The sequence below is a fragment of the Micromonospora sp. NPDC048898 genome, assembly GCF_043198035.1.
Lineage (GTDB): Bacteria > Actinomycetota > Actinomycetes > Mycobacteriales > Micromonosporaceae > Micromonospora.
The window spans coordinates 758,085-783,641 of the sequence record NZ_JBICUF010000001.1 but is presented as its reverse complement, the minus strand read 5'-3'; the positions used below and the strand labels follow the sequence as shown (position 1 = coordinate 783,641).

Below are 25,557 nucleotides of genomic sequence, written 5' to 3'. Positions count from 1 at the left end.
GTATCCGCCGGAGAAGGGCCTCGGGTGCAGGTTCTTGCCAACCGGCTACGTGGGCCGGCCGACCGACTTTTCGTGCCCACCCCAGTAGTGCCGCTGCGCCCCCATCACCATGGGTGCGACAAGTGCGGCGAGCGCCCCACCGAGCAACGGGAAGACGATGAACACCCAGAGCTGCCGCAGGGCCACGCCACCCTCGAAGACCGCCGGGCCGAACGCGCGGGCCGGGTTGACCGCGGCCCCGGTCAGCGTCACGCCCACCAGTTGGGTCGCGGCGAGAGCCAGCCCGATGGCCAGACCGGCGGTGCCGGGATTCTCGCTACGACTTGTCACCACCAGGACGACGAGCACGAAGAGGAAGGTCAGGATGAGCTCCAGCACCGCCGCGCCGCCCCGGTTGATGTGCGCGCCGTAGCCGTTCGTGCCCAGCGCGGCCGTCTGGTCCGCGACGTCACCCCAGCGGGTCAGCGCCCACAGCACGAAGGCGGCCACTGTCGCGCCGACGAACTGCGCGATCCAGTACGCCACCGCGCCGAGCACCGAGATCTTTCCGGAGAGCAGCACACCCAGCGTCACCGCCGGGTTGACGTGGCTCCCGGACAGTGGGCCGATCGTGTAGACGAGAGCGACCATCACGAACCCGAAGGCGAGGGCGACCACCACCACGCCGCCCTGGACCCGTGCGGCGACGGCACTACCGACGCCGAAGAGGACCAGCAACAGGGTGCCGAGGAACTCTGCCGCGTACCGACGGAAGTCGCTCATGAATCGAGCGTAAATGCAGGTCAGGTGGCTGTTGTCGGAATGGCCATCTGCGAGCGACGCGGGCGGCGGTCCGGGGTTGGCTACCCCCGTTCGGCCGGATCACACAGGTGCGCCGGCCCCCGTTGTCGACTGACCCGGCTCTATTTGACGGATGCCCGGCCAGCGGGCACGGTGGGAGTGCAGGGGCCCTCAGCTGCCCCGATTCGATGCGACGGCGACGACCGTTCGCCCTCCTGCCGCCGCACACGTGCGCTCGTCCGCGAGCCGACCGTCCGGTCCGGGCACCGCACCATGCCGACCGCGAGCCGAGAATCCACGAGGAGTCCCACACATGCTCACCATGACCGACAACGCCGTGCTCGTCATCCGTGACCTCGCCAACCAGCAGGACGTCGCCCAGGACGGCGGCGTACGCATCGCCGCCGACACCGAGGCCGGCTCGCTGAGCGTGGAGTTGGTGCCCGAGCCGGTGCAGGGCGACCGGGTGATCGACAATCAGGGCGCCCGGATATTCCTGGACGAGGATGCCGCCGAGTTGCTCGGCGACGCCTCGGTGGACGCCACAGTCGACGACGAGGGCGTCATCCAGTTCGGCTTCACCGAGCGGCAGTAGGCCCGTCCGCCCGTCGCGGCCTCGCCGATCTTGCACTTTCGGTCGCCGAAGGGGGTCGGACACGAGCGCGCGGCGCCGCTTCGACAGTGGTCGGAACGTCGCCGCGCTCTGGCCGTCTCCCACCATCGCAGCCGTGCGGCGGTACGCCGGCGGGGACCTGGCTCGACCGGCTGTTGGTGCCGGTCCGGTGTGACGATCCCCGGTCTGCTGGGATCCAAACCCGCCGACCGTGACGAATTCCATCATTCGCGAGTCCCGACGTGCCGCGGCGCAGGCCACCGGCGTCTGCGGTGGCATCCGTCATTCCCGGCGTGGCACGCTGCCGGACGGGGTATGAGCCTGGTCATGGAGCATTTCACGATCGCGACCGAAGCCGAGAAGAGCCCGGATTTCCGGCGGGTGCTGTGGACCGGTGAGCACACCCAGTTGGTCGTCATGACCATCCCCGAGGGTGGGGAAATCGGCGAAGAGGTGCACGAGGACGTCGACCAGATCCTCACCTTCGTCAGTGGCGTCGGTGAGGCCCGGGTGGCCGGCTCGAAGCGGAAGGTCGTCTCCGGTGACCTGGTGGTCGTGCCGGCCGGGACCAAGCACAACTTCGTCAACACCGGCCCCAACCCGCTGGTGCTGTACACCGTCTACGGCCCGCCGGAGCACGCCGACAAGGCCGTGCACCGGACCAAGGAGGAGGCCGACGCGGCGGAGGCGGCCGGCAAGGACGAGCCACCGACCTCGTGACCGCCCTGGCAGCGGTCTGATCCGGGCCGATGCGGGTACCCCCGGCGGATGGAGCAGCAGCCGGCGATCTCCGACTACGGATTCCTCTCGGACTCCCGTTCGGGTGCGCTCGTCGGCAAAGACGGCTCGATCGACTGGTGGTGCCCGCACCGGTTCGACGGGGCCTCCGTGTTCGGGCGGCTGCTCGACCCGACCGCCGGGCACTTCCGGCTCGCCCCGGTCGGCGCCGGTGGCCCGGGGCACCGGGTGGAGCGCGCGTACCGGCCGGGCACGTTGGTGCTGCGCACGGTGCACCACACGCCGCACGGCAGCGTGGCCGTCACCGACGCGCTCGCCGCCGAGGTCGGCGCCCGCGCCCACGAGCTGGGGATGAACTCGCCCGCCGTGCTGATCCGGGTGGTCGAGGGGCTGTCCGGGCGGGTCCGGATGGGCCTGGATTTCGCGCCCCGACCGGAGTACGGCCTGCTCACGCCGTACCTGCACGAGCAGCCGGACGGCGGGGTGCTGGCCGGCGCCGGCCCGGTGGTGCTGGTGCTGCACGCGCCGGGCCTGCGCCTGCGCGCGGGCCGGGACCGGGTGACGCACGAGTTCGAGGTGTCCACCGGTCAGGTGGTCGGGATGGACGTGGCGTACGGTGCCGCCTACGGCGACCCACCGGCCCGACTGGACCCGGTGGCCGCGCTCGCCGAGACGAGTCAGGCGTGGGACGCGTACCGGGACGTGCACACGTACTCCGGCCGGTATCCCGATCTCGTCCGGCAGAGCGCGACGGTCCTGACCGGCCTCACGTACGCCCGCAGCGGCGCGGTCGCCGCCGCGCTGACCACGTCGCTGCCGGAGCGGATCGGCGGCGACCGCAACTACGACTACCGCTACTCCTGGCTGCGGGACTTCTCGTTGACCATGCGGGCGCTGTGGGTGGCGGCCTGCCCCGACGAGGCGTCCCGGCTGTTCGCCTGGGCGTCGCGCTCGATCGGCCGGATCGGCGACCAACCGGTGCCGGTGCTCTTCGGGCTGGAGGGCGAGCGTGACCTCTCCGAGCACCACTGCCACCAGCTGCGCGGATACCGCGACAGCAGGCCGGTCCGGATCGGCAACGACGCGTGGCGGCAGCGGCAGCTCGACGTGCCGGGTGAGGTGATGTCGGCGGTGTGGCGGCTGCGCGACTATCTCGGCGCGCCGTTCGAGGGCGAGCTGCGCGAGATGGTGCTCGGGTTGACCGAGCAGGTGGCGGCGACGTGGCACCTGCCGGACCGAGGCATGTGGGAGACCCGGGACGAGGAGCGTCACTACCTGTCGTCCAAGGTGATCTGCTGGCTGACGCTGGACCGGGCAGTGGGTCTCGCCGACCGGCTCGGGGAGAGGGCCGACCCGCGCCGTTGGGCCGGCGTACGCGACGAGATCCGCGAGACCGTGCTGCGCGAGGGCTGGAACGAGCGGATCGGGGCGTTCACCGGTGCCTTTGGTTCGGCGGAGCTGGACGCCTCGGCGCTGACCCTGCCCGTGGCGCACTTCCTGCCCGCGACCGACCCGCGGATGCGGTCGACGATGGCGATGGTCGAGCGGGAGTTGGGCACGGACGGCGGGTTGGTCCGACGGTGGTCGACCGACCCGGGCGGGTTTCTGCTGTGCTCGTTCTGGTTGGTGGAGTGCCTGGTCATGGCGGGCGAGACACCGCGGGCCGAGGCGCTGTTCGAGCGGGTGGTGGGGTACGCCAACGACGTGGGGCTGTTCAGTGAGCAGGTCGACCTGGCCACCGGGGAGCAGCTCGGCAACACCCCGCAGGCGCTCTCGCACGTCGGGCTGATCAACGCGGCGTGGCGGTTGACCAAGCCGGACAGCTACTGAGTCACCCCACCACGGGTACGCCGGACACATCGACAGTGTCCGGATACTTCAGCCCGGCACCGGTGTTGAGCACCACCACCCGCTCGCCGGCCCGGATCCACCCGCCGGCGCGCAGTTGCCGTGCCGCCGTGAGGCAGGCGGCCCCCTCGGGGCAGAGCAGCAGCCCCTCGCGGGCCGCGAAGTCCCGGAGGTCGGCCAGGATGTCCGCGTCGTCGACGGCGACGGCGGTGCCGGAGGACTCGCGCAGCGCCGCCAGGATCAACTCGTCGCCCAGCGGGGCCGGCACGGTGATGCCGAACGCCACCGTGTGCGCGTCCGCCCACGGCTGCGCCCGGTCCTCACCGGCGGCGAACGCCCGCACGATCGGGGCGCAGCCGGTCGACTGCACCGCCACCAGCCGGGGCAGCTTGTCGCCGACCCAGCCCAGCTCACGCAGCTCGTGCAGTGCCTTGTGGATGCCGATCAGCCCGACACCGCCGCCGGTCGGGTAGATGATCACGTCGGGCGTCTGCCAGCCGAGCTGCTCGACGATCTCGTACCCCATCGTCTTCTTGCCCTCCAACCGGTAGGGCTCGCGCAGCGTGCCGGCGTCGAAGATCGCCCCGTCCGACTCCGCGACCAGCTCGGCGACCCACCGGCCGGCGTCGCTGATCAGCCCGTCGATCAGGCGCAGGTCGGCCCCCGCGGCGACGCACTCGCGCCGGCAGATGCCCGGGGCCTCCAGCGGCATGACGATCGTCGCGCCCATCCCGGCCCGCGCGGCGTACGTGGCCCAGGCCGACCCGGCGTTGCCGTTGGTGGGCATCGCGATCCGCCGTACGCCCAGCTCGCGGGCCCGGCTCACGCCGACCGCCGCGCCGCGCGCCTTGAACGAGCCGGTCGGGACCAACCCCTCGTCCTTGACCATCAGGTCCGCGATGCCGATCTCGGCGCCGTACGCGGGGGCGCGCAGCAGCGGAGTCCAGCCCTCGCCCAGCGTCGTGACGTGCCGGGGGTCCCCGACCGGCAGGAGCTCCCGGTAGCGCCACAGGTCCGCCGGGCGCAGTCCGAAGCGTTCCGGGGTGAGGACCTCCGCCACCGCCGGCAGGTCGTAGCGGGCCAGCAGCGGGGAGCCGCACTCGCAGAGGTTGTGCAGCACGTCGGCGGCGTACTCCTTGCCGCAGCGCGGGCAGTCCAGATGGGTCAGGTACACGTCGCTCCTCGCCGTCAGACCGCGTCGATGCTCAACCAGCGCCGGCTGCGCCGCCCCGGCTCGTACACCGAGTCCAGCCGCTTGGCGACCACGCCCGGCAGGCCCTGCTCCCGGCCGGCGCGCAGGGCCTCGTCGCCCGCGCCCGGGAACCACGGCGGAGTCTGCCAGTGCGAACCAGCCAAGGCCAGCCCATCGAGCAGCTCCCGGCGTTGCGCGTACGGCACGTCGACGCTGCTCACGCCCTCCAGCCAGAGCAGGTCGACGAGCAGGTACTGCGCGCCGGCCGGGACCCGACCGCCGCTGGCCGGGCGGATCGGGCGGACCCGGCCGGCGCCGTCGATGCGCACCAGCACACCGTCGAGTACGGCCTCGGTGGGCGCGAGCGCCTCGGCCATCGCCCGCAGCCACGGGTACCCGCCGGTGATCTCCTCGTCGGTCTCGGAGAGCAGCCGCAGCCGCCCACCGGAGACGTACGCCAGCGCCCGGACCCCGTCCCAACGCAGCTCGTACCCCCAGGCGGCACGGTCGCGGGGGAGCCCGGCGGCGGCCGTGGGGTGCATCGGGCGGACCAGGTCGGGCATCGGCGTCCAGCCCGGCGGCGCCGGGTCGGTCCGTCGGACCATCCAGTCCCGTCCGCCGGTGGCGAAGAGGACGTAGCGGCCGGTGGTCCGCTTACCGGAGAGCGTCACGATCACCTCGTCGTCGCGCCACTTCTCGCACCGGTAGGTGCCCCGGTCGTGGATCGTCATCCGGCCGCCGCCGTACTCGCCCGCGGGTATCTCACCGGAGAAGTCGAGGTATTCCATCGGGTGGTCTTCCGTGTGCACGGCGAGGTGGTTGCGACCCGGGTCGCGGGGCAGGCCGCGCGGCACCGCCCAGGACGCCAACACCCCCTCGTGCTCCAGGCGCAGGTCCCAGTGCAGGCTCCGGGCGCGGTGCTGCTGGATGACGAAGCGCGTGGTGTCGCCGTCCGGGCCGGCCGCCGCGGGGCTCCGCTCGGGCACCGGCTCGGGGGTACGCGTCGCGTCCCGTCGTCGCCGGTACTCCTCCAGCCGGTCGGTCACACAGGCATTCTGCGGCAAACCGGACCGGTGCGCTGGATGCCGGAGTGTCCGGTTCACTCGGCGGCCGAGGGCTCGGCGGGGTAGAACGGACCTCATGGACCTCACCGACCAGCCCACCGTCCTGCTCCCGGGCGACGTACGGATGCCTCTGCTCGGCTTCGGCACCTGGCAGGCCACCGGCCAGGCCGGTTACGACGCGGTGCTGGCCGCGCTCGACACCGGCTACCGGCACGTCGACACCGCCACCGTGTACGGCAACGAGCGCGAGGTCGGCCGGGCGGTGCAGGAGAGCGGGCTGCGCCGGGAGGACGTCTTCGTCACCACCAAGCTCCCGCCCAACCGGGCGGGCCAGGAGCGCGCGACGTTGGAGGCCAGCCTGGAGGCGCTCGGCGTCGACCAGGTGGACCTCTGGTTGATCCACTGGCCGCCGTCGTCGCCGTCGGACAGCATCCCGCTGTGGCGTGAGCTGCTGGCAGCCCGGGACGAGAACCTGGTCCGAGCGGTCGGTGTCAGCAACTACAGCACCGCGCAGATCGACGAGCTGATCCAGTCGACCGAGGAGAACCCGGCGGTCAACCAGATCGAGTGGAGCCCGGCACTGTACGACCGGCAGCGGCACGCCGAGCACCGGGACCGGGGTGTGGTGTTGGAGGGTTACAGCCCGTTCAAGACAAGCGACCTCAGTGATCCGGTGCTGACCAGGATCGCTGCCGCGCACGGGGTCTCACCCGCGCAGGTGGTGCTGCGGTGGCACATCGACCACGAGATCGTGGCGATCCCGAAGTCGGTGACCCCGGAGCGGATCACCGCCAACTTCGACGTCTTCCACTTCGCGTTGACGGCGGAGGAGATGCGCGACATCGACGCCCTCGGCGAGGTCTGAATCGGCGGTTTCCTTCGTGGGATCATTCGGCGCTGAAGGGTATCGACATCGACGTTCGTAACGGTATAGCGTGCCCGTCATCACGTTCGTCGATGCGTCAGCACCCGTCGTCGCTGGAGGATCGCCATGGCCCGATCAACATCCATCCGTCTGCGCCGCCGCGGCGTGCTCGGCATCCCCGCCCTGGTGGCCGCCGCGCTGACCGTCGTCGCCCGGCCCGCTCCGGCGAACGCCGCACCGGAGGCCGAGTGCCTGGCCGACCTGCTCCGGGACGCCTGATGGCGACGATTCCCTGGCTCGTCGATGTGCTGCGCGCCGCCGGGGTCCAGGTCGTCGTCGAGGGCGACTGGCTCAACCGGATGCGGCCCGGCTCGTTCGACCCGATCGGGGTGCTCTGGCACCACACCGCCTCGACCTCCAGCGCCAGCAACCCGCACCCCGCGCTCGGCATCTGCATCAACGGCCGCTCCGACCTGCCCGGCCCGCTGTGCCAGGCACTCGTCGACTACCACGGCGTCTTCCACGTCATCTCCGCCGGGCGCTGCAACCACGCCGGGGTCAGCGGCGGCAGCGGGCCGATCCCCGCCGGGGACGGCAACACGCTCATGATCGGGTGGGAGATCGACTACAACGGCGTCAGCCAGGAGATGACCGCCGCGCAGTACAACGCCTCGCTCGCCGCCACCGCCGCCGTGCTCACCCGGCTCGGCCGGGACAGCAGCTACGCCCGGGGCCACCGGGAGACCAGCACCACCGGCAAGATCGACCCGTCGTTCATCGACCTGAACGTCATGCGGGCCGACGTCGCCGCGCGGATGGCCGGCGGCACGGCCTGGTCCTCCACGGTGGACAACACCACCGCCGGTCGGTTCACCGCCAGCGCCAACTGGGGCGTGTCCACGTTCTCCAGCCAGCGGTACGGCGCCGACTACCGGTACGCCGACCCGGTCGCCGCCAGCGACCCCGCCTGGTACCGGTTCAACGTGCCGGCGGCCGGCAACTACCGGGTCGAGGCCTGGTGGCCGACGAACTCGGGCTACAACAGCGCCACCCCGTACATCGTCGCCACCAGCACCGGCAACAAGACGGTGTACGTCGACCAGCGGGTGACCGGTGGGCAGTGGCGGGTCCTGGGCACGTTCACGCTGCCGGCCGGGGACGCCAACCGGGTGGCGGTGAGTCGGTGGAGCAACGCCACCGGCCTGGTCATCGCCGACGCCGTCCGCCTCACCCGAGTCTGACCTCGGCCGTCCGAGTCTGACCTCGGCCGTCCGGGTCCGCCCGTGGCCGTCCGGGCTTGATCGACTCGGCTTTCTGAAAGTCGGGGGGTCCCAGGCATGATGATGCCCCGACTTCTTGTAACCCGAGTGGATCAAACCGGGTGCCGGATGTCGGTGGGTTGATCTAAGGTCGTCGCTCCACCTCAACAAGGGAGCGCAGTGATCCGCTTTTCCACCGTCCTGGCCGCCGGCATCGCTGCCGCCGCCACGGTCACGCTGGTCGCCGGCCCGGCGCAGGCCGACACCGTCAACCGGTCCGCGCACGCCCATTTCGACGGCGACGGCAGCATGTTCGTCGACGTGACCCGGCCAGCGGTCGGCGACACAGTTGTCGACGTCCAGTGGCAGAAGAGCGTCTGTGCCGTCACCGACGGCGTGCGCGGCTGTGACAGCGTCTCCCGCCGCGCGTACGACGTGCCGGTCACCCGCTTCTCGTTCTCGCTGACGGGTGCGAAGCTCACCGCGACGGTGCCGTACCAGGAGTCTCAGCAGCACTGCGACTTCGTCGACGGCGACGAGATCTGCGGCGAGCGGCGGGAAAGCACGGAAACCACCACCCTCAAGGTCACCTGGGTGGCTCTCGACGAGCCGCTGCAGCGCGAGCGGTGGACGGGTGAGGACGGCAGCGTGCACATCAGCACGTCCGCGTGGACGACCGTCTCGGGCAGCGGTTTCGGCGCCACGTACGACGAGTCGGCGACCAGCTTCGGCCAACTGAGCCGGACGCGGACCATCCCGCCGGCCGCCTGAGCAAGCCCGGCACCGACAGAGGCCGCGGGGGCGTGACCTGAATCGTCACGCCCCCGCAGCCTGTCGAGAGCACTCAGCTCCGGGAGCAGCTTGCCCCGTTGAGCGAGAAGTTGGTCGGGGACGAGTACGCCCCGCTCAGCGTGCCCTGGTAGCCGAAGCTGGCCGTGCCGCCGGGTGCGATGGACCCGTTGTGGCTGATGTTGCGGGCGGTCACCGAGGAGCCGCTCTGGCTCACCGTGGCGTTCCAGGCGTTGGTGACCTGCTGCCCGCCGGGCAGGCTGTAGTTCAGCGTCCAACCGTTGATCGCGCTCGACCCGGTGTTGCTGATCAGCACGTCGGCGGTGAAGCCGTTGTTCCACGAGTTGGCGGTGTACTTCACCGCGCACCGGGCGCCGCCCGGCGGCGGGGTCGTCGGCGGCTGGCCGCCGCCGTTGACGTTGGCCGAGAACGAGGTCACCGCGAGGCCGACGCCGCCCTGCCAGGGCTCGAAGCCGGCCTGGATGCTGGTCAGGTACCAGGAGTTGGTGATCGCGCCCCGGTTGCGGGTGTCGTTGATGAAGTCCAGGACGCTGAAGTTCAGGCTGGAGATCGCCGACGACGCGACGTAGGAGATGACGTTGTTGGAGCCGTTGCTGCCCCGCCAGACCTCCCAGGTGCGGCCGGCCAGGTTCGTGGTGCCGACGACCGAGCCGATGGGCTGGATCGGACCCTGCCGGTTGAGCCAGATCATGATCTCCATCTGGTTCACCCCGTCGCGCTTGGGCGAGGGGTCCAGCCAGATGTCGTACGACGCGTTGTAGGTCGCCCCACCGACGTAGCGGTAGGAGATGCTGCTGGTGGCGCTGCTGATCTGGCTCACCTGCATCGGCAGGTTCGTGCCGGGGGAGCAGTTGGTGTAGTGACAACCAAGGAACACCGAGGGGTACGCCGTCGGTGCGCCGTTGGTGGGGCTGCTGCCGTTGAGGGTGGTGATCTCGAAGCCGTTGCTGGTCGCGTTGATGCACTGCTGGGCGGTGGTGCCCCAGCGGTTGTTCTGCACCACGTACCGCCCCTGGATCACGGTCGAGCCGTACTGCTCGCAGATCAGGGTGTCGGCGGAGGCGGTGCCGCCGAACGCCACCGCTACCAGCGAACTGGCGAGCAGCAGGCCGGCGGCGGCCAGGGCCCGAAGTTGACGTTTCATGACGCTCCTTGACTCGGCGCATGCCGGGCGCCGGATGTGGTGGGGTCGTGCGGGAGCGCTCCCACGCTCAGAGACACATTTACATGTCTGAAACTGCTGCGCAACCGCACTCGTCAAAGTGAGGAATCGTGCGGATTGCCCCGCCGCGCCGGACGGCTGTCGACGGCCAGCGGCTCACGACCGCGACACGCCGACGAGCGGCTCCGGTCGGGCCGATCGGGCCTGGCGTGCGTCGATCGCTCCGAGTAGCGTGTTGCCTCCAACGCGTTCCGCTCCCCCTCCGGAGGCGTACACCACCATGGGTGGCTCCCCCCTGCGCATTCTCGTCGTCGGCGCGGGCATCGCCGGCCTGGCCGTGGCCCGGGCGCTGCGCCTCGCCGGCTTCCGGCCCGACGTCACGGAGAAGCTGCCACCGGGGGAGTGCACCGAAGCTGGCCTCTACCTGCCCGGCAACGCCGCCCGCGCGCTGCACCGGCTCGGCCTGCACCACCCGGTCCGCCCGCTCGGGCAGGTGATCCACCGGCAACGGTTCTTCGACGCCACCGGCGCGCGACTCTGCGAGGTCGACCTGGACACCCTCTGGGCCGGCGTCGGCGAATGCCGGGCGCTGCCCCGAGCCGACCTGCACCGGGTGCTGCTCAGCGGCGCCGGCGGCGCCGTCCGGCACGGCGCCGAGGTCCGCACCCTGGAGCTGCTGCCGGGGGCGGTCGGTGTCACCTTCACCGACGGCACCACCACCGAGTACGACCTGGTCATCGGCGCCGACGGGCCACGTTCCTCGGTGCGCGCGCTGGCCGCGCTCGGCGGGCCGCCCCGCCCGGTCGGTCAGGTGGTCTACCGGGCGGTGCTGCGCGACGGCCCGCCCGTCACCGAGTGGACCGCCCTGCTCGGCCAGCGCTCCGGGTTCCTCATGGTGCCGATCGGCGCCGGGCGACTGCACCTCTACGCCGACGAGGCCGGCACGGAGGCGCCCGCCGACCCGCTGGCCCGGCTGCGCGACCTCTTCGCCGACTACCGCGGCCCGGTGCCGGAGGTGCTGGCGGCACTCGACCGGGTGCACGTCGGGATCACCGACGAGGTCGAGTTGGGCCGCTGGCACCGGGGAAGGGTGCTCCTGGTCGGGGACGCCGCCCACGCCACCGCGCCCACACTGTCGCAGGGTGCGGCGATGGCGCTGGAGGACGCGGTGGTGCTGGCGGAGTCGCTGCACGCCGCCGGCAGCGTGGAAGCGGCCCTGGTGGCGTACGAGAGTCGTCGTCGTCCGCGTACCCGATGGGTGCGGGACCGGACCCGGGACCGCAACCGAACCAGGGACGTGCCGCCGGCGCTGCGCGACCCGCTGCTGCGCGGGCGCGGCGGCCGGATCTTCGGTGAGCACTACCGGCTACTGCTCGGCCCGCTGTAGGCCCGTAGTAGATCGTGTCACGCCACCCCACGCGGCGCTGCGACCTGCCGGGGACTATCCTCCTTGCGGATGACGGCCCGCCGATAACCAGCGTGTGCCGAGCGGGACAACCGAGAACCGGAGGCCACTCGTGACCACCGTCGCACCCAAGCCGGTCGTGACCCGGCCCTGGCCGGTCCGGGAGCCGGTCAAGGGGTCGGCCATCGCGCGGCTGCTGCGAACCACGGACGCGAAGCAAATCGGGATCATGTATATGGTCACCGCGTTCGTGTTCTTCATGATCGGTGGCCTGATGGCCCTGGTCATGCGGGCTGAGCTGGCCCGACCCGGGCTGCAGTTCCTGTCGCCCGAGCAGTACAACCAGCTCTTCACGATGCACGGCACGATCATGTTGCTGTTCTTCGCGACGCCGATCGTGTTCGCTTTCGCCAACTACATCGTGCCGATCCAGATCGGCGCGCCCGACGTCTCCTTCCCCCGCCTGAACAGCTTCGCCTACTGGCTGTACCTGTTCGGCGGCACGATGGCGACCGCCGGTTTCATCACCCCGGGTGGCGCCGCCGACTTCGGCTGGTTCGCGTACGCGCCGCTGAGCAGCGTCGAGCACTCGCCCGGCGTCGGCGCCAACATGTGGATCATGGGTCTGGCCATCTCCGGTCTGGGCACCATCCTCGGCGCGGTGAACATGATCACCACGGTGCTCACCCTGCGTGCGCCCGGCATGACCATGTTCCGGATGCCGATCTTCACGTGGAACATCCTGGTCACCAGCCTCCTGGTGATCCTGGTCTTCCCGCTGCTGGCCGCCGCGCTCTTCGCGCTCGCCGCGGACCGCATCCTCGGCGCCCACGTGTACGACGCCGCGACCGGTGGGCCGATGCTCTGGCAGCACCTGTTCTGGTTCTTCGGGCACCCCGAGGTCTACATCGTCGCGCTGCCGTTCTTCGGCATCATCAGCGAGGTCATCCCGGTCTTCTCCCGCAAGCCGATCTTCGGCTACAAGGGTCTGGTCGCCGCGACCGTCGCGATCGCCGCGCTCTCCATGAGCGTCTGGGCGCACCACATGTTCGCCACCGGCCAGGTGCTGCTGCCGTTCTTCAGCTTCCTGAGCTACCTGATCGCCGTGCCGACCGGTATGAAGTTCTTCAACTGGATCGGCACCATGTGGCGGGGTCAGGTCAGCTTCGAGACGCCCATGCTCTGGGCGATCGGCTTCCTGGTCACCTTCCTCTTCGGTGGTCTCACCGGTGTGCTGCTGGCCAGCCCGCCGATCGACTTCCACGTGTCGGACTCGTACTTCGTGGTGGCGCACTTCCACTACGTGCTCTTCGGCACCATCGTGTTCGCGGTCTTCGCCGGCATCTACTTCTGGTTCCCGAAGATGTTCGGCCGGATGCTCGACGAGCGCCTGGGCAAGGTGCACTTCTGGCTCACCATGATCGGTTTCCACACCACGTTCCTGGTGCAGCACTGGCTCGGCAACGAGGGCATGCCCCGCCGGTACGCCGACTACCTGCCCAGCGACGGCTTCACCACGCTGAACACGATCTCCACGATCGGCGCGTTCATCACCGGTATCTCCACGCTGCCGTTCCTCTACAACTGCTGGAAGTCGTACAAGACCGGCCCGGTGGTCGAGGTGAACGACCCCTGGGGTCACGGCAACTCGCTGGAGTGGGCGACCAGCAGCCCGCCGCCGCTGCGCAACTTCGACCGGATGCCCCGCATCCGCTCCGAGCGGCCGGCGTTCGACGAGAAGTTCCCGGAGCTGGCTGCCGGCGGCCAGAGCCTGGCCGGCCCGCCGGAGGGTGGCTCGAAGCCGCTCACCAGCGAGTCGGACGGCGGTGCCAGCTACCGCGAGGACACCGCAAGCGACATCGACCGGCACTGACGAGAAAGCCCAGCCGTACGACGGGCGCCGCCCCCGGAACCACCGGGAGCGGCGCCCGTCGCCATGTCGGGATGACTGTTGATTGACACGCCCCGTTGGTCAGCAGCGGGTTGACCCGTCGGCCACAGCGCTGACGCAACGGCGTGGGGCTGGGTGCCCCGAAGTGACTGATGCCTGTGAGTCATCTTGATGACTCACAGGCATCACGCTCTTCACCATGCATGCGGGCCGGATGCCGGCGGACACCGGACTGGTCGACGCCGCGCGGCACGCCCGGGACTGACCAGCTCGCTGCGCCTGCGACCGTCAACGCGTCGGCGGGAGACCGGTCGGGGCGGCCCGGTCAGCGGGCGGCGGGGGTGAGGTCGGCCTCGACGGGCGGCGGCGGGGTGTCCGCGTCGGCGTTGCGGCGGCGGCGTAGCTCGATCGGGAGCACCACCAGGGTGACAAGTGCGCCGAGTGCGCCGGTGACCACGAAGCCCCAGAGCGGCGCGGTGGCGTCGATGACCGCACCGGCGAGCGGCGCGCCGATCGCGATGCCGACGGTGACCGCCGATCCGTGCAGGCCCATGGCCTCACCGCGGACGGCGGCCGGGACCAGGCGGCTGACCGCGTCGGAGGACGCCGCGATGGTCGGCGCACAGAGAGCGCCGGCCGGGATCAGCGCCAGGCACAGCAGCCACCAGTGCGCGCCGCCCAACCCGACCGGGATGGTGCACAGGGCGAGTGCGGCGGTCAGTGCCAGCGGGGAGAACGAACGGTGCACGGCCCCGTAGGCGAAACCGCCGACCAGCGAGGCGACCGCCCAGATGGCCAGCACCACGCCGGTCCAGCTGACCTCGCCGCTGGCCCGCAGGACGGCGACCACCGCCACGTCGGTGCCGCCGAGCACCAGGGTCGCCGCCGCGCTGAGCGCCAGCACGGCGAGCAGTCGCGGCGTGAGCCACTCCCGACGCGGCACCCGGCGCTGCGGACCGGTGGCCTCGGCGGCACCGCGGGTCGGCGGGTCGACCACCCACAGGGCGATCCCGGCGGCGACGATTCCGCCGCCGACCAGGTACATGGTGGTCTGCGCGGAGATCGCGGTGACCAGGGCCACTGCCAACGCCGGGCCGATCATGAAGGACAGTTCCACAGACATCGAGTCCAGCGCGTACGCGGGGCGGCGTTGGTCCTCCGGAACCAGCGTGGCGATCGACTGCCGGACCACGGAGAAGATCGGCAGGGCCAGGCAGCCGGCCACGAAGGCCGCCGGCAGCAGCAGCGGGTACGGCAGGCCGGGCGCGGTGGACCAGAAGATCGCCTCGGCGATGGCGGTGAGCACCAGCACCGGGCGCAGGCCACGCCGGTCCACCAGTCGGCCCAGTAGCGGCCCGCCGATCGCCGCGCCCACGGTGACGGCCGTGCCCACCAGGCCGGCGGCCCCATAGCCTCGATCGAGGTCGAGCACCACGTGGAAGGTCAGCGTCACCCCGGTCGCGGTGAGCGGGATGCGGGCAAGCACGGCGACCAACAGAAGCGACCGCAGGCCGGGCAGGGCGAGCGCCTGCCGGTAAGGTTTCATGTTCACGTAGGTCCGTACCTCCGGCGACATCCTCGGCCGGCGGCGGCCCGATGGCCAACGATTTACGGTCTTATGCGGCCCTGATCACAGGCTCACCGTGCAGGGTCACCCCGGCGCCATCCATGGCACGCAGTGCCGCGTCGGTGGTCGCCGGGGCGACGGCCGCGGTGAGCTCGAGCAGCACGGTGGTGGCGAACCCCTCCCGGGCCGCGTCCAGCGCGGTCGCCCGCACGCAGTGGTCGGTGGCGATGCCGACCACGTCCACCCGGTCCACGTCGTGCCGGCGCAGCCAGTCGGCCAGGCACTCGCCGTCGTCGGCGTGCCCCTCGAACCCGGAGTACGCCGCCGCGTGCTCGCCCTTGTGGAAGATCGCCTCGACCCGACCGGTGTGCAGCTCGGGGTGGAACTCCGAGCCGGTGGTGCCGACCACGCAGTGCCGCGGCCAGGACTCCACGAAATCCGGCGGATCGCCGAAGTGCGCACCCGGGTCGACGTGGTAGTCCTTGGTGGCGACCACGTGCGACCAGCGGTCCGGCTCGGAGGCGAGCAGCCGGGAGATGCCGGCGGCCACGCCCGCGCCGCCCGCGACGGCCAGCGAGCCACCCTCACAGAAGTCGTTCTGCACGTCCACGATGATCAGCGCGTTGGCCATCGGGAGTCTCCCTTCGAGATCGGATCGAGCGGAGGGCTCAGTCGGCGGGCACGACGGAGACCGGCACCGCCGGGTCGCCGGCCGAAAGCTTCAGCCCCTCCCACGGGATGGAGATCAGGCATTCGCGCAGGTGCGCGCGCGACTGGTCGAGGGTGGGCAGCGACTCCGGCTCACCCGCGACCACGTACGAGTGTTGGAGCATGCGGTCGTTGGGCTGTCGGTCCGGTACGCCCTGCGGCACGATGATCTCCTCGGTGGCGGTGCCGGTCGGCTTGTGCCGGCGGACCGCGACCTTCCTGCCGCCGATTGTGGCCTTGTGCTCGGAGCGCTTCACCACCGGCCGTCCCTCGACCTCGACGAGCTTGTAGACCAGCCCGGCGGTCGGCGCACCGGAGCCGGTCACCACGGCCGTGCCGGCGCCGTACATGTCCACCGGTTCGGCGGCCAGGGCGGCGATCGAGTACTCGTCGAGGTCGCCGGAAACAATGATCTTGGTCTCGGTGGCGCCCAACGAGTCGAGCAGCTCCCGGGACTGTTGGGCGATCACCGCGAGGTCGCCCGAGTCGATCCGTACCGCCCGCAGCTCCGGCCCGGCGACCGCTATCGCGTTGCGGATGCCCTGGCTGATGTCGTACGTGTCGACAAGCAGCGTGGTGTCCTTGCCCAGCGTGGCGACCTGCGAGGCGAACGCCGCCCGCTCGTCGTCGTGCAACAGGGTGAAGGCGTGCGCCGCCGTGCCCGCCGTCGGGATGCCGTAGCGCGCACCGGCGGCGAGGTTGGAGGTGAACCGGAAGCCGGCCAGGTACGCGGCCCGCGCCGCCGCCACCGCCGCCTCCTCGTGGGCCCGGCGCGACCCCATCTCGATGAGCGCTCGACCCCGTGCCGCGGTCACCATCCGTGCCGCCGCCGCGGCCACCGCGCTGTCGTGGTTGAGCACGGAGAGCACGAGTGTCTCCAGCACCACACACTCGGCGAAACCGCCGGAGACGGTGAGGATCGGTGAACCGGGGAAGAACAGCTCACCCTCGGCGTACCCGTCGATGTCGCCGGTGAAGCGGTAGTCGGTGAGCCAGGCCGCGGCCGCGTCGTCGACCACCCCGGTCCGCAGCAGGAAGTCGACCTCGGTGGGGTCGAACCTGAAGTCGCGGATCAGCTCGATCAGCCGGGCCGTTCCGGCGACCACGCCGTAGCGGCGGCCGCTGGGCAGCCGGCGGCTGAACACCTCGAAGACGCACCGGCGGTCGGCGGTGCCGTCCTTCAGTGCCGCACTGACCATGGTCAGCTCGTAGTGGTCGGTCAGCAGTGCGGGGTGGTTGATGCTCACGCCCCCAGCCTAAGGTTCAGTCCGCGTCGCCGCCCTCGTGGCCCGGGATCGCGCGCAGCGCGGCCCCCAGTTCGGCTCGGCCGGCCACGCCGAGCTTGGCGTAGATCCGCTGGAGGTGGTTTTCCACAGTGCGCGCCGAGAGGTAGAGCCGTTCCGCGATGGCCCGGCTGGGTGTGCCGTGCGCGGCGAGGCGGGCAACCTGCCACTCGCGTCCGGTGAGCACCGGTGCGCCCGCGTGCAGCGCTGGCGTCCGGATCAGGTCGCAACCGCCGAGCAGGCCCGCCAGGCGTTCCCGGGCGTCGTTGGCCGCCGTGGAGTGCTGCCGGCGCAACCGCTGCACGGCCTGGGCGGTGGCCTCGGCGGCATACACGGCCAACTCCAGTGCGGCGTAGTCGTCGGCGACCGCGAGCAGATCCGCGGCGGAGTCGGTCACCGCGGCGCGGGCGTGCCGGGCCAGCAGCGGTGGAAGCACCCCGTCGACCCGCTCGGAAAGCTCGGCCAGGCGCTGCGCCACCGTGCGCCGGCCACCATCGGAGCAGGTGGGCCCGACCGGCATGCCGGCCTGATCCAGCCGGACGAGATCGTGCAGGACGTGCACCTCGTGCCCGGCGAAGCCATCCGAGCGCAGCCGGTCGACCAGGTCACTGAGCTGCTTGACCGCACCCGGCAGGTCACCCGACGCGGCGAGCGTCGCACCGCGGGCCTGCTCCAGCCACGGGTAGAGCACCGCCATGCCGGGTGCGTGGGTGCGGTCCGCCTCGGCCATCGCCACCGCGGCCTGCGTGGCGTCACCGCGCAGCGCGGCCGACTGGGCGCGCTCGGCCTGGGCCAGACCGGCGTAGACCCGGCTGGTGGCCAACACCGCGCAGGCACCCAGCGAGGCCCGGATGGCGGCGTCGCTCTGCCCGCGCAACCGGGCCGCGTACGACTGGAGGATGGCCAGGTAGCCGGTGCCGAGCCGGAAGTCACCGGCGCCGGCGAGGTCGGCGAACTCGTCGGCCACTATCGCGTCGATCCCGGCCAGGTCTCCGGTCAACATGAGCCGGGTGCCCCGGGCCAACTCCAGAGCCAGTTGCAGGTACGGCATGTCGGTGCGCCAGTTGGCCACGGCGGAGTGCACCTGGGCGATCGCCGTACCGCTGCGGGTCAGCTGGCCCTGCGCGGCCTGGACGTACGCGATGGTGCAGCGGGCCAGCTCGCGGGCGGCGACGCCGGCGGCCGGCCGGTCCAACACCTGTTGACTGAGCCGGACCGCGGTGGTCGTGTCCAGTCGGTGCAGGCGCATGATCGCCTCGAAGGCGTGCACCCGGGACCGGTCCGCGGAGTCGCTGAGCTGCTCGACGCGGCTCGCGATCTCCTCCACGGTGGACTCCTGGCTCAGCCCCCAGTAGCTGACCATCCCGCGCACGGTCAGCCAACGGCAGAGCCGCCACTCGTCGCCGGGCTCGGGGGTCACCGCGTCGAGGACGTCGATGGCCTCGTCCGGCCGGTCGGCGAACATCAGGATGGTGGCCAGCAGCTCCGCCGCGTCGGAGCCACCACCGGCGTGCAACGCGGCACGTGCCAGCCGGGTCGCCAGCGGCACGTCGTAGCGGGTGAACGCCTGGACCGCCGCGTCCACCAACAGGGCCGGGTCCTGTGCGGTGCCCGAGTCGAGGCGCCACACCGCGACCCGCAGCAGGTCGTCGCGGCGGCGCTTGCCGACCTGCTCGAGCAGCTCCGCGAGGTGGGCCTGAAGTCGGCGGGTGCGGCTGACCGGGCAGCGGCGGCGCATCACCTCGCCGTAGAGCGGGTGGGCCAGCCGCACGTTGGTGCGCCGGTCGTGCTGGACCACGCTGATCAGCCCGCGCTCCTCGGCGGTCTCCACGTCCGACTGGTCGGCGGCCTGCCGCAGGAGGTACAGGCCGAGTGGTTCGCCGAACGCGACCAGCTCGACGACCGCGCGGACGCCGTCGGTGAGTTTGCCGACCCGGGTGTCGATGAGGTCGGTCAGGTTGGGCGCCAGCTCCAGTCGCCCGGTCCACTTCCAGATCCCGTAGGTGCGTTTCAGCTCGGAGCTGCCGTTGGCGGCGTGCACCAGCTCCCGCAGCAACAGCGGGTTTCCGGCCGACAGTCGGCCGAGCCGGTCGGCGGAGCCGGCGTCGACCGGGCCGCCCAGGATCGCCGCCAACAGACCGGCGGTCTCCGCCTGCGGCATCGGGGTCAGCTCGACGTGCTCGACCAGATCGTCTGTCCAGAGTGCGCGGATCGGCAGGGGGATCTGCTCGCCGTCGCGCAGGGTGCCGACCACTGCGGCGTTCTCCGAGCGGGCGACCAGATGGACCAGCGCCGCCGAGGGTGGGTCGAGCAGGTGGGCGTCGTCGATGGCGAGCACGATCCGTCGACCAGCCGCCTGCTGTTGCAGCACGTTGAGCGCCCAGCGCAGGATGCCGGCGGGGGAGAGGCCCTGGGGCTGCTCGGCGGGGAGGACCTGCACCAGCCCGCCGAACGGCAGCGCCGCGGTGGTGGCGCTGGCCGCGATGGTCCAGATCGCGAAGCGTTCGGTGGGCAACGTGCTCAGGCCCTCGCGCAGCAGCCGACTCTTGCCGATCCCGGCGCTGCCGCTGAAGAAGAGCCCACGACCAGCCTCGCCGGTCACCGCCGCCAACAGGCGGTTGAGCTCGTCGGTCCGGCCGACGAACTTCCATCGACTCATTCGCGCAGCATATCGACCGGAATCCGTCCGCGCCCGCACCGTCACTCAACGAAGTTGAGTAGTCGCACAATTACCGGTGAGTATCCGAAGTGTTCCGCCTGGTTGCCAACCCGCACGTAGTCTTCCGGCATCCGGGTTTCTTCACCGGATTTCGCACCCGACCGGGCATCCGGTCGCCTGCCCCGGGAGGCCACCTGATGAAGCAGGGCCCTCTCCCCTCGGTCGACTCGTCCGACGACGTGGCCGGCCCAGTCGACCTGCCCAGCTGCGGTCCGCTGCCCACCCAGGTCGGCGTGACCGGCCCGGCCCCGGACGAGCCCCTTGGCGTGGTCGCGGTCGGCCCGGCCGGTGCCGAGCGACGCGCCGTGCTCGCCACGCTGCTCGGGCTCGACCCGGTCATGCTCACCGTGCCGGCCGGCAGTTGGCTACTGGTACGCAACGCCAAGGTGCCCACCCGGGCGGCGTTCGTGCCCGGATACCGCCAGCCCCACTCCTACGGGGCAGACCGAAACGCGGCCGGCCCGGCGTTGGCCCGTCCACCCCGGCGGGTCGAGCTGAGCGTGCCCGAGCCGCTGCTGCGGCACTTCACCCTGATCGACTCACCGGACACCGCCACGTTCGGCCTGGCCGGCAGGCCGGTGCTGCTCGACGCGGTGGGTCGGGCCGGTGCGCTGCTCTTCGTGATCGCCGCCGACCAGGCGTTCACCGCCGCCGAGCTGAACCTGCTCGCCGAGGTCGCACCGACCTCGGTGCACGTCGTCTTCGCGGTGACGCCCGGCGCGGCAGGTTGGTCCCCGCCGGCCGACGGTATGGCGACGACGGAGGACGCGGGGGCGTCCGTCCCGCCGGCTGCCGGTCGGGCGACCGAGGTGGACGCGGCCGCGGTGACCGTGGCGGCCCACCGCGCGGCACTGCTGGCCGCGGTGCCGGCACTGGCCGGCGCGCGGTGGTTCCCGGTCGACGCCCACTCCGCCGACTCCGCCGCCGACCTGCGGCGGGCGTTGGTGGGTTGGTCGTCGGACGAGGGGCTGCGGCGGGCCAGCGCCGACCCGCCGGTGCCGCCGGGCCAGCACGACCGGGTCGCCGTGGCCACCGATCCGGGCGGCTGGTCCGAGCACCTCGACCGGCAGACCCGATCGTGTGCGCAGCGGATCCGTCAGCATCTCGCACTGGAGTTGGCGAACATCCACCTGCGGGCCGTCCAGGAGATCGTGTTCGGGGTCGGTTGCGCGGGCCTACCGGACCTCCTGGATCGGGAGATGGCGGCGTTGTCGCTGTTGGCCACCGCCCAGTGCGACCACGCGGTGCGCGGCATCCTGGCCGACACCGCGGCCCGGGTGCTCGGTGGGCCGCCGGTCGAAGGAGTGCGGCGGCGGATCGCCACCGCCGTTCAGTACGGCCTGGCCGATGATCGGCCCGGCCACGAGCTGGACAAGGTGCTCCTGATCACCAGCACGGCCGGGGTGGCCACGTTGACCGGCCAAGAGGCGATCGACGCCCTCGCCAACTATCCGCCCGCGTCCCGCGACGAGGTGCTCCCGCCGGTCGCGGTGGCGCTCTCCGGCGGGTGCTGGCAGCAGTGGCGTACCCCCGGCAACGACGACCACAGCGCGGCGCGGGCCTGGTCCCAGCGCGCGGTGCGGGAGGTCGAGTTGGGGTTGTCCCGGGAGGTCTCCCGACGGTTCGAGGTGATCCGCCTCTCGCTGGGCGCGGTGCTCTCCGATGCAGTCGATCACGGCATCCTGCTCGCCTGACGGCGTGGCCGCCCCCGTGTCCGGGGCCGCGTCGCCGCACGCGTCCGACGGTCTCCGGGGCGGGCCAGGGGTGTCCGGGCTGGGCGATCCGTGCCCGGCCGGCGTTCCGGTTCCTCGGTTCCGGGAAACCGGTGGCACGATGGGGGGTATGGCGGCTCCACAGGTTGCACCGGTCGAGACGCCGGACACTGACGAGGTGCCGGCGGCTGACCGGCAATGGGTGACGATCGTGTGGGACGACCCGGTCAATCTGATGACGTACGTGACCTGGGTCTTCCAGAAGCTTTTCGGCTACAGCCGGGAGAGGGCCGAGCAGTTGATGCTGGACGTGCACCACAAGGGCCGTGCCGTGGTCTCCACAGGTGCACGGGAGCGGATGGAGCACGACGCGTCGCAGCTGCACGCGTACGGGCTGTGGGCGACGGTGGACAAGTCGTGAGCATGTTCCGCCGGCAGGCCGGCCGCTACGTCGCCACCTTCGCCGTCGACGAGGTGCGGGTGCTGCGCAAGGTCGCCTCCGAGGTGGTTGGCCTGCTCACCGACGGCTTCGACCACACCGACCCGGTCGTCGGTCGGCTCTTCCCGGCGGTCTATCCGCAGGACGCTCCCGGGACGGCCGAGTTCCGCCGCTACACCGAGGGTGACCTGAAGACCGCGAAGATCGATCAGGCGGGGGCGATCCTGGCCGCGCTGCCGGACGACGCCGGCGGTGAGGTGCGGCTGGACGCCGAGGCGGCCGAGGCGTGGCTGCGGGCGCTCAACGACGCCCGGCTCGCGATGGGCGTCCGTCTGGAGATCAAGGACGGCACCGACCTGGGCGAGGAGTTGGACGACGCGGTCGCTGAGGACCCGGGATCCAGCCGGGTGTTCCAGCTTTCGGTCTACGCGTACCTCGGATATTTGCAGGAGTCGCTGCTCAACGCCTTGATCGACTAAGCGTGACCGGCACCACTTCGGCCCGTGCCCGACAGGCGTTAGGCTGGTGCACGTGCTGAGCATCGACCGGTCGATCATCGACGCGATCGTCGCCCACGCGCGCCGGGATCACCCCGACGAGGCGTGCGGCGTGGTCGCCGGTCCCGTCGGCAGCGACACCCCGACCCGGCACATCCCGATGGACAATGCCGCGCGGTCGATGACCTTCTACGAGTTCGACTCGATGGAGCACCTGCGCGTGTGGCGGGAGATGGACGACCGGGACGAGGAGCCCGTCGTCATCTACCACTCGCACACCGCCACCGAGGCGTACCCGTCGCGGACGGATGTCTCCTTCGCCGGTGAGCCGGGCGCGCACTACCTGCTCGTCTCGACCCGCGAGCCCGACTCGGAGGAGATCCGGTCGTTCCGGATCGTCGACGGCGTGGTCGCCGAGGAGCCGGTCCAGATCGTGGAGGCCGGGGTCGACCCGCATGCCGTCCAGTCCTACATGTTCGGGCAGAGCCCGGCGACCGTCGACTACGAGTGTTCCGGCCGCTGATCCGTCAGCCCCCGCACTCGTCTCGTCCCGTCACCGTAGGCACACCCGATCGAGGAGTTCGACATCATGGCCATTGAGGTTCGCATCCCCACCATCCTGCGCAACTACACCGGCGGCGCCAAGGTCGTCGACGGCGCCGGCGACACCCTCGCCGATCTGCTCACCGACCTGGATTCCCGGCACGGCGGCCTGCGCGGCCGGCTGATCACCGAGACCGGCACGCTGCACCGTTTCGTCAACGTCTACGTGAACGACGAGGACGTCCGTTTCCTCGGCGCACTGGACGCCAAGCTCTCCGACGGCGACAGCGTCACCATCCTGCCGGCCGTGGCCGGCGGCGCGTTCGGCTTCGCCGCGGCTGCGGCGATCAGCTCGCACAGCGCCGCGGCTGCGGCGATCAGCTCGCACAGCGCCGCGGTAGTGGCGGCCAGCGGGCACGCCGCCGTCGCGGCCAGCTGAGGGCGGCCGCCGTGGCGCGGTACGAAAGCCTGCTCGACGCCTGTGGGGGCACGCCGCTGGTCGGCCTGCCCCGGCTCTCGCCGGCGGTGCCCGACGGTGCCCCGCCGGTGCGGCTCTGGGCCAAGCTCGAGGACCGCAACCCCACCGGCAGCATCAAGGACCGCGCGGCGCTGTTCATGGTCCGGGCGGCGGAGGAGGCTGGCCGGCTCCGGGCGGGTGACACCATCCTCGAGCCGACGAGTGGCAACACCGGCATCTCGTTGGCGATGGTGGCCAAGCTCCGCGGCTACCGGCTGGTCTGCGTGATGCCGGAGAACGTCTCCACGGAGCGGGTCCAGTTGCTCCGGATGTACGGTGCCGAGATCATCTTCTCGCCGGCAGCGGGTGGTTCCAACCAGGCGGTCGTCACCGCCAAGCAGATCTCGGCGGAGCATCCCGACTGGGTGATGCTCTACCAGTACGGCAACGAGGCCAACGCGCGGGCGCACTACGAGACGACCGGGCCGGAGCTGCTGCACGACCTGCCCAACATCACGCACTTCGTGGCCGGGCTCGGCACCACCGGCACCCTGATGGGCACCGGGCGCTACCTGCGGGAAAAGGTCGAGGGCATTCAGGTCGTGGCCGCCGAACCGCGCTACGGCGAGTTGGTCTACGGCCTGCGCAACATCGACGAGGGTTACGTGCCGGAGCTCTACGACGCCTCGGTGCTCTCCCGGCGCTTCTCGGTCGGCACCCGGGACGCGGTGCTGCGTACCCGCCAACTCGTGGAGGTGGAGGGCATCTTCGCCGGCTTCTCCACGGGTGCCATCCTGCATGCCGCGCTGGCGGTGGCGCACGAGGCGGTCCGCGACGGTCGGCGGGCCGACGTGGCCTTCGTGGTCTGCGACGGTGGATGGAAATACCTGTCCACCGGCGCGTACGGCGGGACGCTCGCCGATGCCGAGGACGCCCTGGAAGGGCAGCTCTGGGCCTGACCGCACCGGTCTTCCCGCTACGGGCCGTCGACGTGCGTCGACGGCCCGTAGCGCATCCACCCGCACCGTGAGTGTGTGTCACGTTCGTGACAACTTCCGGCGGATGATTCTTGCCGCCCGGTGCCCCAGCGTAGGCTGCGCAGCGTGACGTACGCGTCGGTAGAGATCATGGCTGAGGCAATGGCCGACACGGATGCTACTGACAGTGACAGCGAGACGACTCGATGCGACTGACCGTCCTGGGCAGCGCCGGCAGTTTTCCCGGCCCCGAGTCGCCCTGCTCGGCCTATCTCGTCGAAGCTGACGGCTTCCGGCTCCTTGTCGACTTCGGCTCCGGCTCGTTGTCCAGCCTCCAGCGGTACGCGGGACTGCACGCCCCGGACGCGATCCTGCTGACCCACCTGCACTGCGACCACATGTTCGACGCCGTTCTGTACGTGGTCGTGCGCCGGTACGCCCCGGACGGCCCCTATCCACCGTTGCCGGTGTACGCGCCCGCCGGCGCACCGGACCGGCTCAGCGCCGCGTACGGCGACGACGGCTCAGTGGAGGACGTCTACCAGTTCTACGCCCTCCAGCCGGGCACCTTCCCGATCGGCCCGTTCGCGGTCACCGTCGACCGGGTCAACCATCCCGTCGAGACGTACGGCGTGCGGCTGGAGCACGGCGGCCGGTCGTTGTGCTACTCCTCGGACACCGCGCCCTGCGCGGCGCTGCTGCGGCTGGCCCAGGACGCCGACGTCTTCCTCTGCGAGGCCAGCTACCTCGATGGCATGGACAATCCGCCGGATCTGCACCTGACCGGCCGGGAGGCCGGTGAGGCGGCGACCAAGGCAGCGGTGGGTCGGCTCCTGCTGACCCACCTGGTGCCCGCCTGGGGGAGTGAGGCGCACACCCTGGAGTCGGCCGCCGGCGCGTACACCGGGCCGATCGACGTGGTTCGGCCCGGCGCGAGTTACGACATCTGACCCGCTGGGGCGGGCCGGGCCGCGGTGTTGTGCGGCACTGTTCGCCGCCTGGTCAACAGACGGTTGTCTGGCGCACCC

24 protein-coding genes are annotated in these 25,557 nt (G+C 71.4%); 16 read left to right on the top strand and 8 right to left on the bottom strand.

What is annotated here, in order from left to right; translation table 11 throughout:
• Window positions 1–45: 45 nt before the first annotated feature.
• The gene (locus ACGFIQ_RS03665) at window positions 46–762 is read right to left on the bottom strand and encodes an MIP/aquaporin family protein (RefSeq protein ID WP_393238622.1); all 717 of its coding nucleotides are present in this window, start codon (window positions 760–762) and stop codon (window positions 46–48) included.
• A 331-nt stretch (window positions 763–1,093) separates the two neighbouring features.
• On the opposite strand from ACGFIQ_RS03665, the gene ACGFIQ_RS03660 reads away from it, so the two are divergent.
• The 3 genes from ACGFIQ_RS03660 (at window position 1,094) to ACGFIQ_RS03650 (ending at window position 3,961) form a co-directional block, all read left to right on the top strand.
• Window positions 1,094–1,375 carry an adhesin gene (locus ACGFIQ_RS03660; RefSeq protein WP_357072105.1) on the top strand — a complete coding sequence of 94 codons (282 nt, stop codon included), beginning with the start codon at window positions 1,094–1,096 and terminating at the stop codon, window positions 1,373–1,375.
• 345 nt (window positions 1,376–1,720) lie between these two features.
• Entirely contained in the window at window positions 1,721–2,113 is a 393-nt protein-coding gene (locus ACGFIQ_RS03655) for a cupin domain-containing protein (protein ID WP_357557251.1), read from the top strand.
• Between the two features lie 48 nt (window positions 2,114–2,161).
• Entirely contained in the window at window positions 2,162–3,961 is a 1,800-nt protein-coding gene (locus tag ACGFIQ_RS03650; RefSeq protein ID WP_393238618.1) for a glycoside hydrolase family 15 protein, read from the top strand.
• 1 nt (window position 3,962) lies between these two features.
• Here ACGFIQ_RS03650 and ACGFIQ_RS03645 read toward each other — a convergent pair whose 3' ends face one another.
• Together ACGFIQ_RS03645 and ACGFIQ_RS03640 are read right to left on the bottom strand one after the other, a co-directional pair.
• On the bottom strand, window positions 3,963–5,153 hold the full coding sequence (locus ACGFIQ_RS03645) for a threonine synthase (protein ID WP_393238616.1): 1,191 nt from the start codon (window positions 5,151–5,153) through the stop codon (window positions 3,963–3,965).
• Between the two features lie 14 nt (window positions 5,154–5,167).
• Window positions 5,168–6,217, bottom strand: a complete 1,050-nt coding sequence (locus ACGFIQ_RS03640; protein WP_393238613.1) for a DNA polymerase ligase N-terminal domain-containing protein — start codon at window positions 6,215–6,217, stop codon at window positions 5,168–5,170.
• 94 nt (window positions 6,218–6,311) lie between these two features.
• Here ACGFIQ_RS03640 and ACGFIQ_RS03635 point away from each other — a divergent pair, with 94 nt between their 5' ends.
• From ACGFIQ_RS03635 to ACGFIQ_RS03620, 4 genes are all read left to right on the top strand, one after another.
• Window positions 6,312–7,100, top strand: coding sequence for an aldo/keto reductase (locus ACGFIQ_RS03635; protein WP_393238610.1), 789 nt, complete (start codon window positions 6,312–6,314; stop codon window positions 7,098–7,100).
• 126 nt (window positions 7,101–7,226) lie between these two features.
• Complete coding sequence (locus ACGFIQ_RS03630) at window positions 7,227–7,379, top strand: hypothetical protein (protein ID WP_393238607.1); 153 nt, start codon at window positions 7,227–7,229, stop codon at window positions 7,377–7,379.
• Window positions 7,379–8,341 (top strand): N-acetylmuramoyl-L-alanine amidase, encoded by a 963-nt coding sequence (locus ACGFIQ_RS03625; protein WP_393238604.1) that lies wholly within the window; start codon window positions 7,379–7,381, stop codon window positions 8,339–8,341. Before ACGFIQ_RS03630 ends, ACGFIQ_RS03625 begins: the two co-directional genes overlap by 1 nt.
• Window positions 8,342–8,539: 198 nt before the next feature.
• A complete protein-coding gene (locus tag ACGFIQ_RS03620; RefSeq protein WP_393238601.1) occupies window positions 8,540–9,130 on the top strand; it encodes a hypothetical protein in 591 nt (196 codons plus the stop codon).
• 73 nt (window positions 9,131–9,203) lie between these two features.
• Here ACGFIQ_RS03620 and ACGFIQ_RS03615 read toward each other — a convergent pair whose 3' ends face one another.
• Complete coding sequence (locus tag ACGFIQ_RS03615) at window positions 9,204–10,313, bottom strand: cellulose binding domain-containing protein (protein WP_393238598.1); 1,110 nt, start codon at window positions 10,311–10,313, stop codon at window positions 9,204–9,206.
• A gap of 298 nt (window positions 10,314–10,611) precedes the next feature.
• Between ACGFIQ_RS03615 and ACGFIQ_RS03610 the strand changes: the two genes are divergently transcribed.
• The gene (locus tag ACGFIQ_RS03610; RefSeq protein WP_393238596.1) at window positions 10,612–11,718 is read left to right on the top strand and encodes an FAD-dependent monooxygenase; all 1,107 of its coding nucleotides are present in this window, start codon (window positions 10,612–10,614) and stop codon (window positions 11,716–11,718) included.
• 130 nt (window positions 11,719–11,848) lie between these two features.
• Window positions 11,849–13,609 carry a cytochrome c oxidase subunit I gene (gene ctaD, locus ACGFIQ_RS03605; RefSeq protein ID WP_393238593.1) on the top strand — a complete coding sequence of 587 codons (1,761 nt, stop codon included), beginning with the start codon at window positions 11,849–11,851 and terminating at the stop codon, window positions 13,607–13,609.
• Window positions 13,610–13,952: 343 nt separating this feature from the next.
• Here ctaD and ACGFIQ_RS03600 read toward each other — a convergent pair whose 3' ends face one another.
• From ACGFIQ_RS03600 to ACGFIQ_RS03585, 4 genes are read right to left on the bottom strand one after another with little or no spacing between them, the layout of a single operon-like run.
• Complete coding sequence (locus ACGFIQ_RS03600; RefSeq protein ID WP_393238590.1) at window positions 13,953–15,203, bottom strand: MFS transporter; 1,251 nt, start codon at window positions 15,201–15,203, stop codon at window positions 13,953–13,955.
• A gap of 40 nt (window positions 15,204–15,243) precedes the next feature.
• Complete coding sequence (locus tag ACGFIQ_RS03595) at window positions 15,244–15,825, bottom strand: isochorismatase family protein (RefSeq protein ID WP_393238587.1); 582 nt, start codon at window positions 15,823–15,825, stop codon at window positions 15,244–15,246.
• A gap of 37 nt (window positions 15,826–15,862) precedes the next feature.
• A complete protein-coding gene (locus ACGFIQ_RS03590; RefSeq protein WP_393238585.1) occupies window positions 15,863–17,149 on the bottom strand; it encodes a nicotinate phosphoribosyltransferase in 1,287 nt (428 codons plus the stop codon).
• A gap of 16 nt (window positions 17,150–17,165) precedes the next feature.
• Window positions 17,166–19,844 (bottom strand): LuxR C-terminal-related transcriptional regulator, encoded by a 2,679-nt coding sequence (locus tag ACGFIQ_RS03585; protein WP_393238582.1) that lies wholly within the window; start codon window positions 19,842–19,844, stop codon window positions 17,166–17,168.
• 197 nt (window positions 19,845–20,041) lie between these two features.
• Here ACGFIQ_RS03585 and ACGFIQ_RS03580 point away from each other — a divergent pair, with 197 nt between their 5' ends.
• The 7 genes from ACGFIQ_RS03580 to ACGFIQ_RS03550 all read left to right on the top strand — a co-directional run bounded on the left by ACGFIQ_RS03580 (window position 20,042) and on the right by ACGFIQ_RS03550 (window position 25,479).
• Window positions 20,042–21,598: a hypothetical protein gene (locus ACGFIQ_RS03580; RefSeq protein WP_393238579.1), complete on the top strand. Its 1,557-nt coding sequence runs from the start codon at window positions 20,042–20,044 to the stop codon at window positions 21,596–21,598.
• A 148-nt stretch (window positions 21,599–21,746) separates the two neighbouring features.
• On the top strand, window positions 21,747–22,037 hold the full coding sequence (clpS, locus tag ACGFIQ_RS03575) for an ATP-dependent Clp protease adapter ClpS (protein WP_139583456.1): 291 nt from the start codon (window positions 21,747–21,749) through the stop codon (window positions 22,035–22,037).
• Between the two features lie 2 nt (window positions 22,038–22,039).
• Window positions 22,040–22,534, top strand: a complete 495-nt coding sequence (locus ACGFIQ_RS03570) for a DUF2017 domain-containing protein (RefSeq protein ID WP_355033101.1) — start codon at window positions 22,040–22,042, stop codon at window positions 22,532–22,534.
• 52 nt (window positions 22,535–22,586) lie between these two features.
• Entirely contained in the window at window positions 22,587–23,075 is a 489-nt protein-coding gene (locus ACGFIQ_RS03565; RefSeq protein ID WP_393238575.1) for a Mov34/MPN/PAD-1 family protein, read from the top strand.
• Window positions 23,076–23,141: 66 nt separating this feature from the next.
• Window positions 23,142–23,534, top strand: coding sequence for a MoaD family protein (locus tag ACGFIQ_RS03560; RefSeq protein WP_393238572.1), 393 nt, complete (start codon window positions 23,142–23,144; stop codon window positions 23,532–23,534).
• Between the two features lie 11 nt (window positions 23,535–23,545).
• Window positions 23,546–24,511, top strand: coding sequence for a PLP-dependent cysteine synthase family protein (locus tag ACGFIQ_RS03555; protein ID WP_393238569.1), 966 nt, complete (start codon window positions 23,546–23,548; stop codon window positions 24,509–24,511).
• Between the two features lie 224 nt (window positions 24,512–24,735).
• A complete protein-coding gene (locus ACGFIQ_RS03550; RefSeq protein WP_357072165.1) occupies window positions 24,736–25,479 on the top strand; it encodes an MBL fold metallo-hydrolase in 744 nt (247 codons plus the stop codon).
• Window positions 25,480–25,557 lie beyond the last annotated feature (78 nt).

What these genes read in the sequence shown, in the direction of transcription:
- ACGFIQ_RS03570 (WP_355033101.1), top strand. Translation starts at nt 22,040, where the DNA reads ATGTTCCGCCGGCAGGCCGGCCGCTACGTCGCCACCTTCGCCGTCGAC.
- ACGFIQ_RS03660 (WP_357072105.1), top strand. Translation starts at nt 1,094, where the DNA reads ATGCTCACCATGACCGACAACGCCGTGCTCGTCATCCGTGACCTCGCC.
- ACGFIQ_RS03665 (WP_393238622.1), bottom strand. Translation starts at nt 762, where the DNA reads ATGAGCGACTTCCGTCGGTACGCGGCAGAGTTCCTCGGCACCCTGTTG.
- ACGFIQ_RS03600 (WP_393238590.1), bottom strand. Translation starts at nt 15,203, where the DNA reads ATGTCGCCGGAGGTACGGACCTACGTGAACATGAAACCTTACCGGCAG.
- clpS (WP_139583456.1), top strand. Translation starts at nt 21,747, where the DNA reads ATGGCGGCTCCACAGGTTGCACCGGTCGAGACGCCGGACACTGACGAG.
- ACGFIQ_RS03650 (WP_393238618.1), top strand. Translation starts at nt 2,162, where the DNA reads ATGGAGCAGCAGCCGGCGATCTCCGACTACGGATTCCTCTCGGACTCC.
- ACGFIQ_RS03580 (WP_393238579.1), top strand. Translation starts at nt 20,042, where the DNA reads ATGAAGCAGGGCCCTCTCCCCTCGGTCGACTCGTCCGACGACGTGGCC.
- ACGFIQ_RS03610 (WP_393238596.1), top strand. Translation starts at nt 10,612, where the DNA reads ATGGGTGGCTCCCCCCTGCGCATTCTCGTCGTCGGCGCGGGCATCGCC.
- ACGFIQ_RS03560 (WP_393238572.1), top strand. Translation starts at nt 23,142, where the DNA reads ATGGCCATTGAGGTTCGCATCCCCACCATCCTGCGCAACTACACCGGC.
- ACGFIQ_RS03625 (WP_393238604.1), top strand. Translation starts at nt 7,379, where the DNA reads ATGGCGACGATTCCCTGGCTCGTCGATGTGCTGCGCGCCGCCGGGGTC.
- ACGFIQ_RS03615 (WP_393238598.1), bottom strand. Translation starts at nt 10,313, where the DNA reads ATGAAACGTCAACTTCGGGCCCTGGCCGCCGCCGGCCTGCTGCTCGCC.
- ACGFIQ_RS03655 (WP_357557251.1), top strand. Translation starts at nt 1,721, where the DNA reads ATGGAGCATTTCACGATCGCGACCGAAGCCGAGAAGAGCCCGGATTTC.
- ACGFIQ_RS03635 (WP_393238610.1), top strand. Translation starts at nt 6,312, where the DNA reads ATGGACCTCACCGACCAGCCCACCGTCCTGCTCCCGGGCGACGTACGG.
- ACGFIQ_RS03630 (WP_393238607.1), top strand. Translation starts at nt 7,227, where the DNA reads ATGGCCCGATCAACATCCATCCGTCTGCGCCGCCGCGGCGTGCTCGGC.
- ACGFIQ_RS03595 (WP_393238587.1), bottom strand. Translation starts at nt 15,825, where the DNA reads ATGGCCAACGCGCTGATCATCGTGGACGTGCAGAACGACTTCTGTGAG.
- ACGFIQ_RS03585 (WP_393238582.1), bottom strand. Translation starts at nt 19,844, where the DNA reads ATGAGTCGATGGAAGTTCGTCGGCCGGACCGACGAGCTCAACCGCCTG.
- ACGFIQ_RS03550 (WP_357072165.1), top strand. Translation starts at nt 24,736, where the DNA reads ATGCGACTGACCGTCCTGGGCAGCGCCGGCAGTTTTCCCGGCCCCGAG.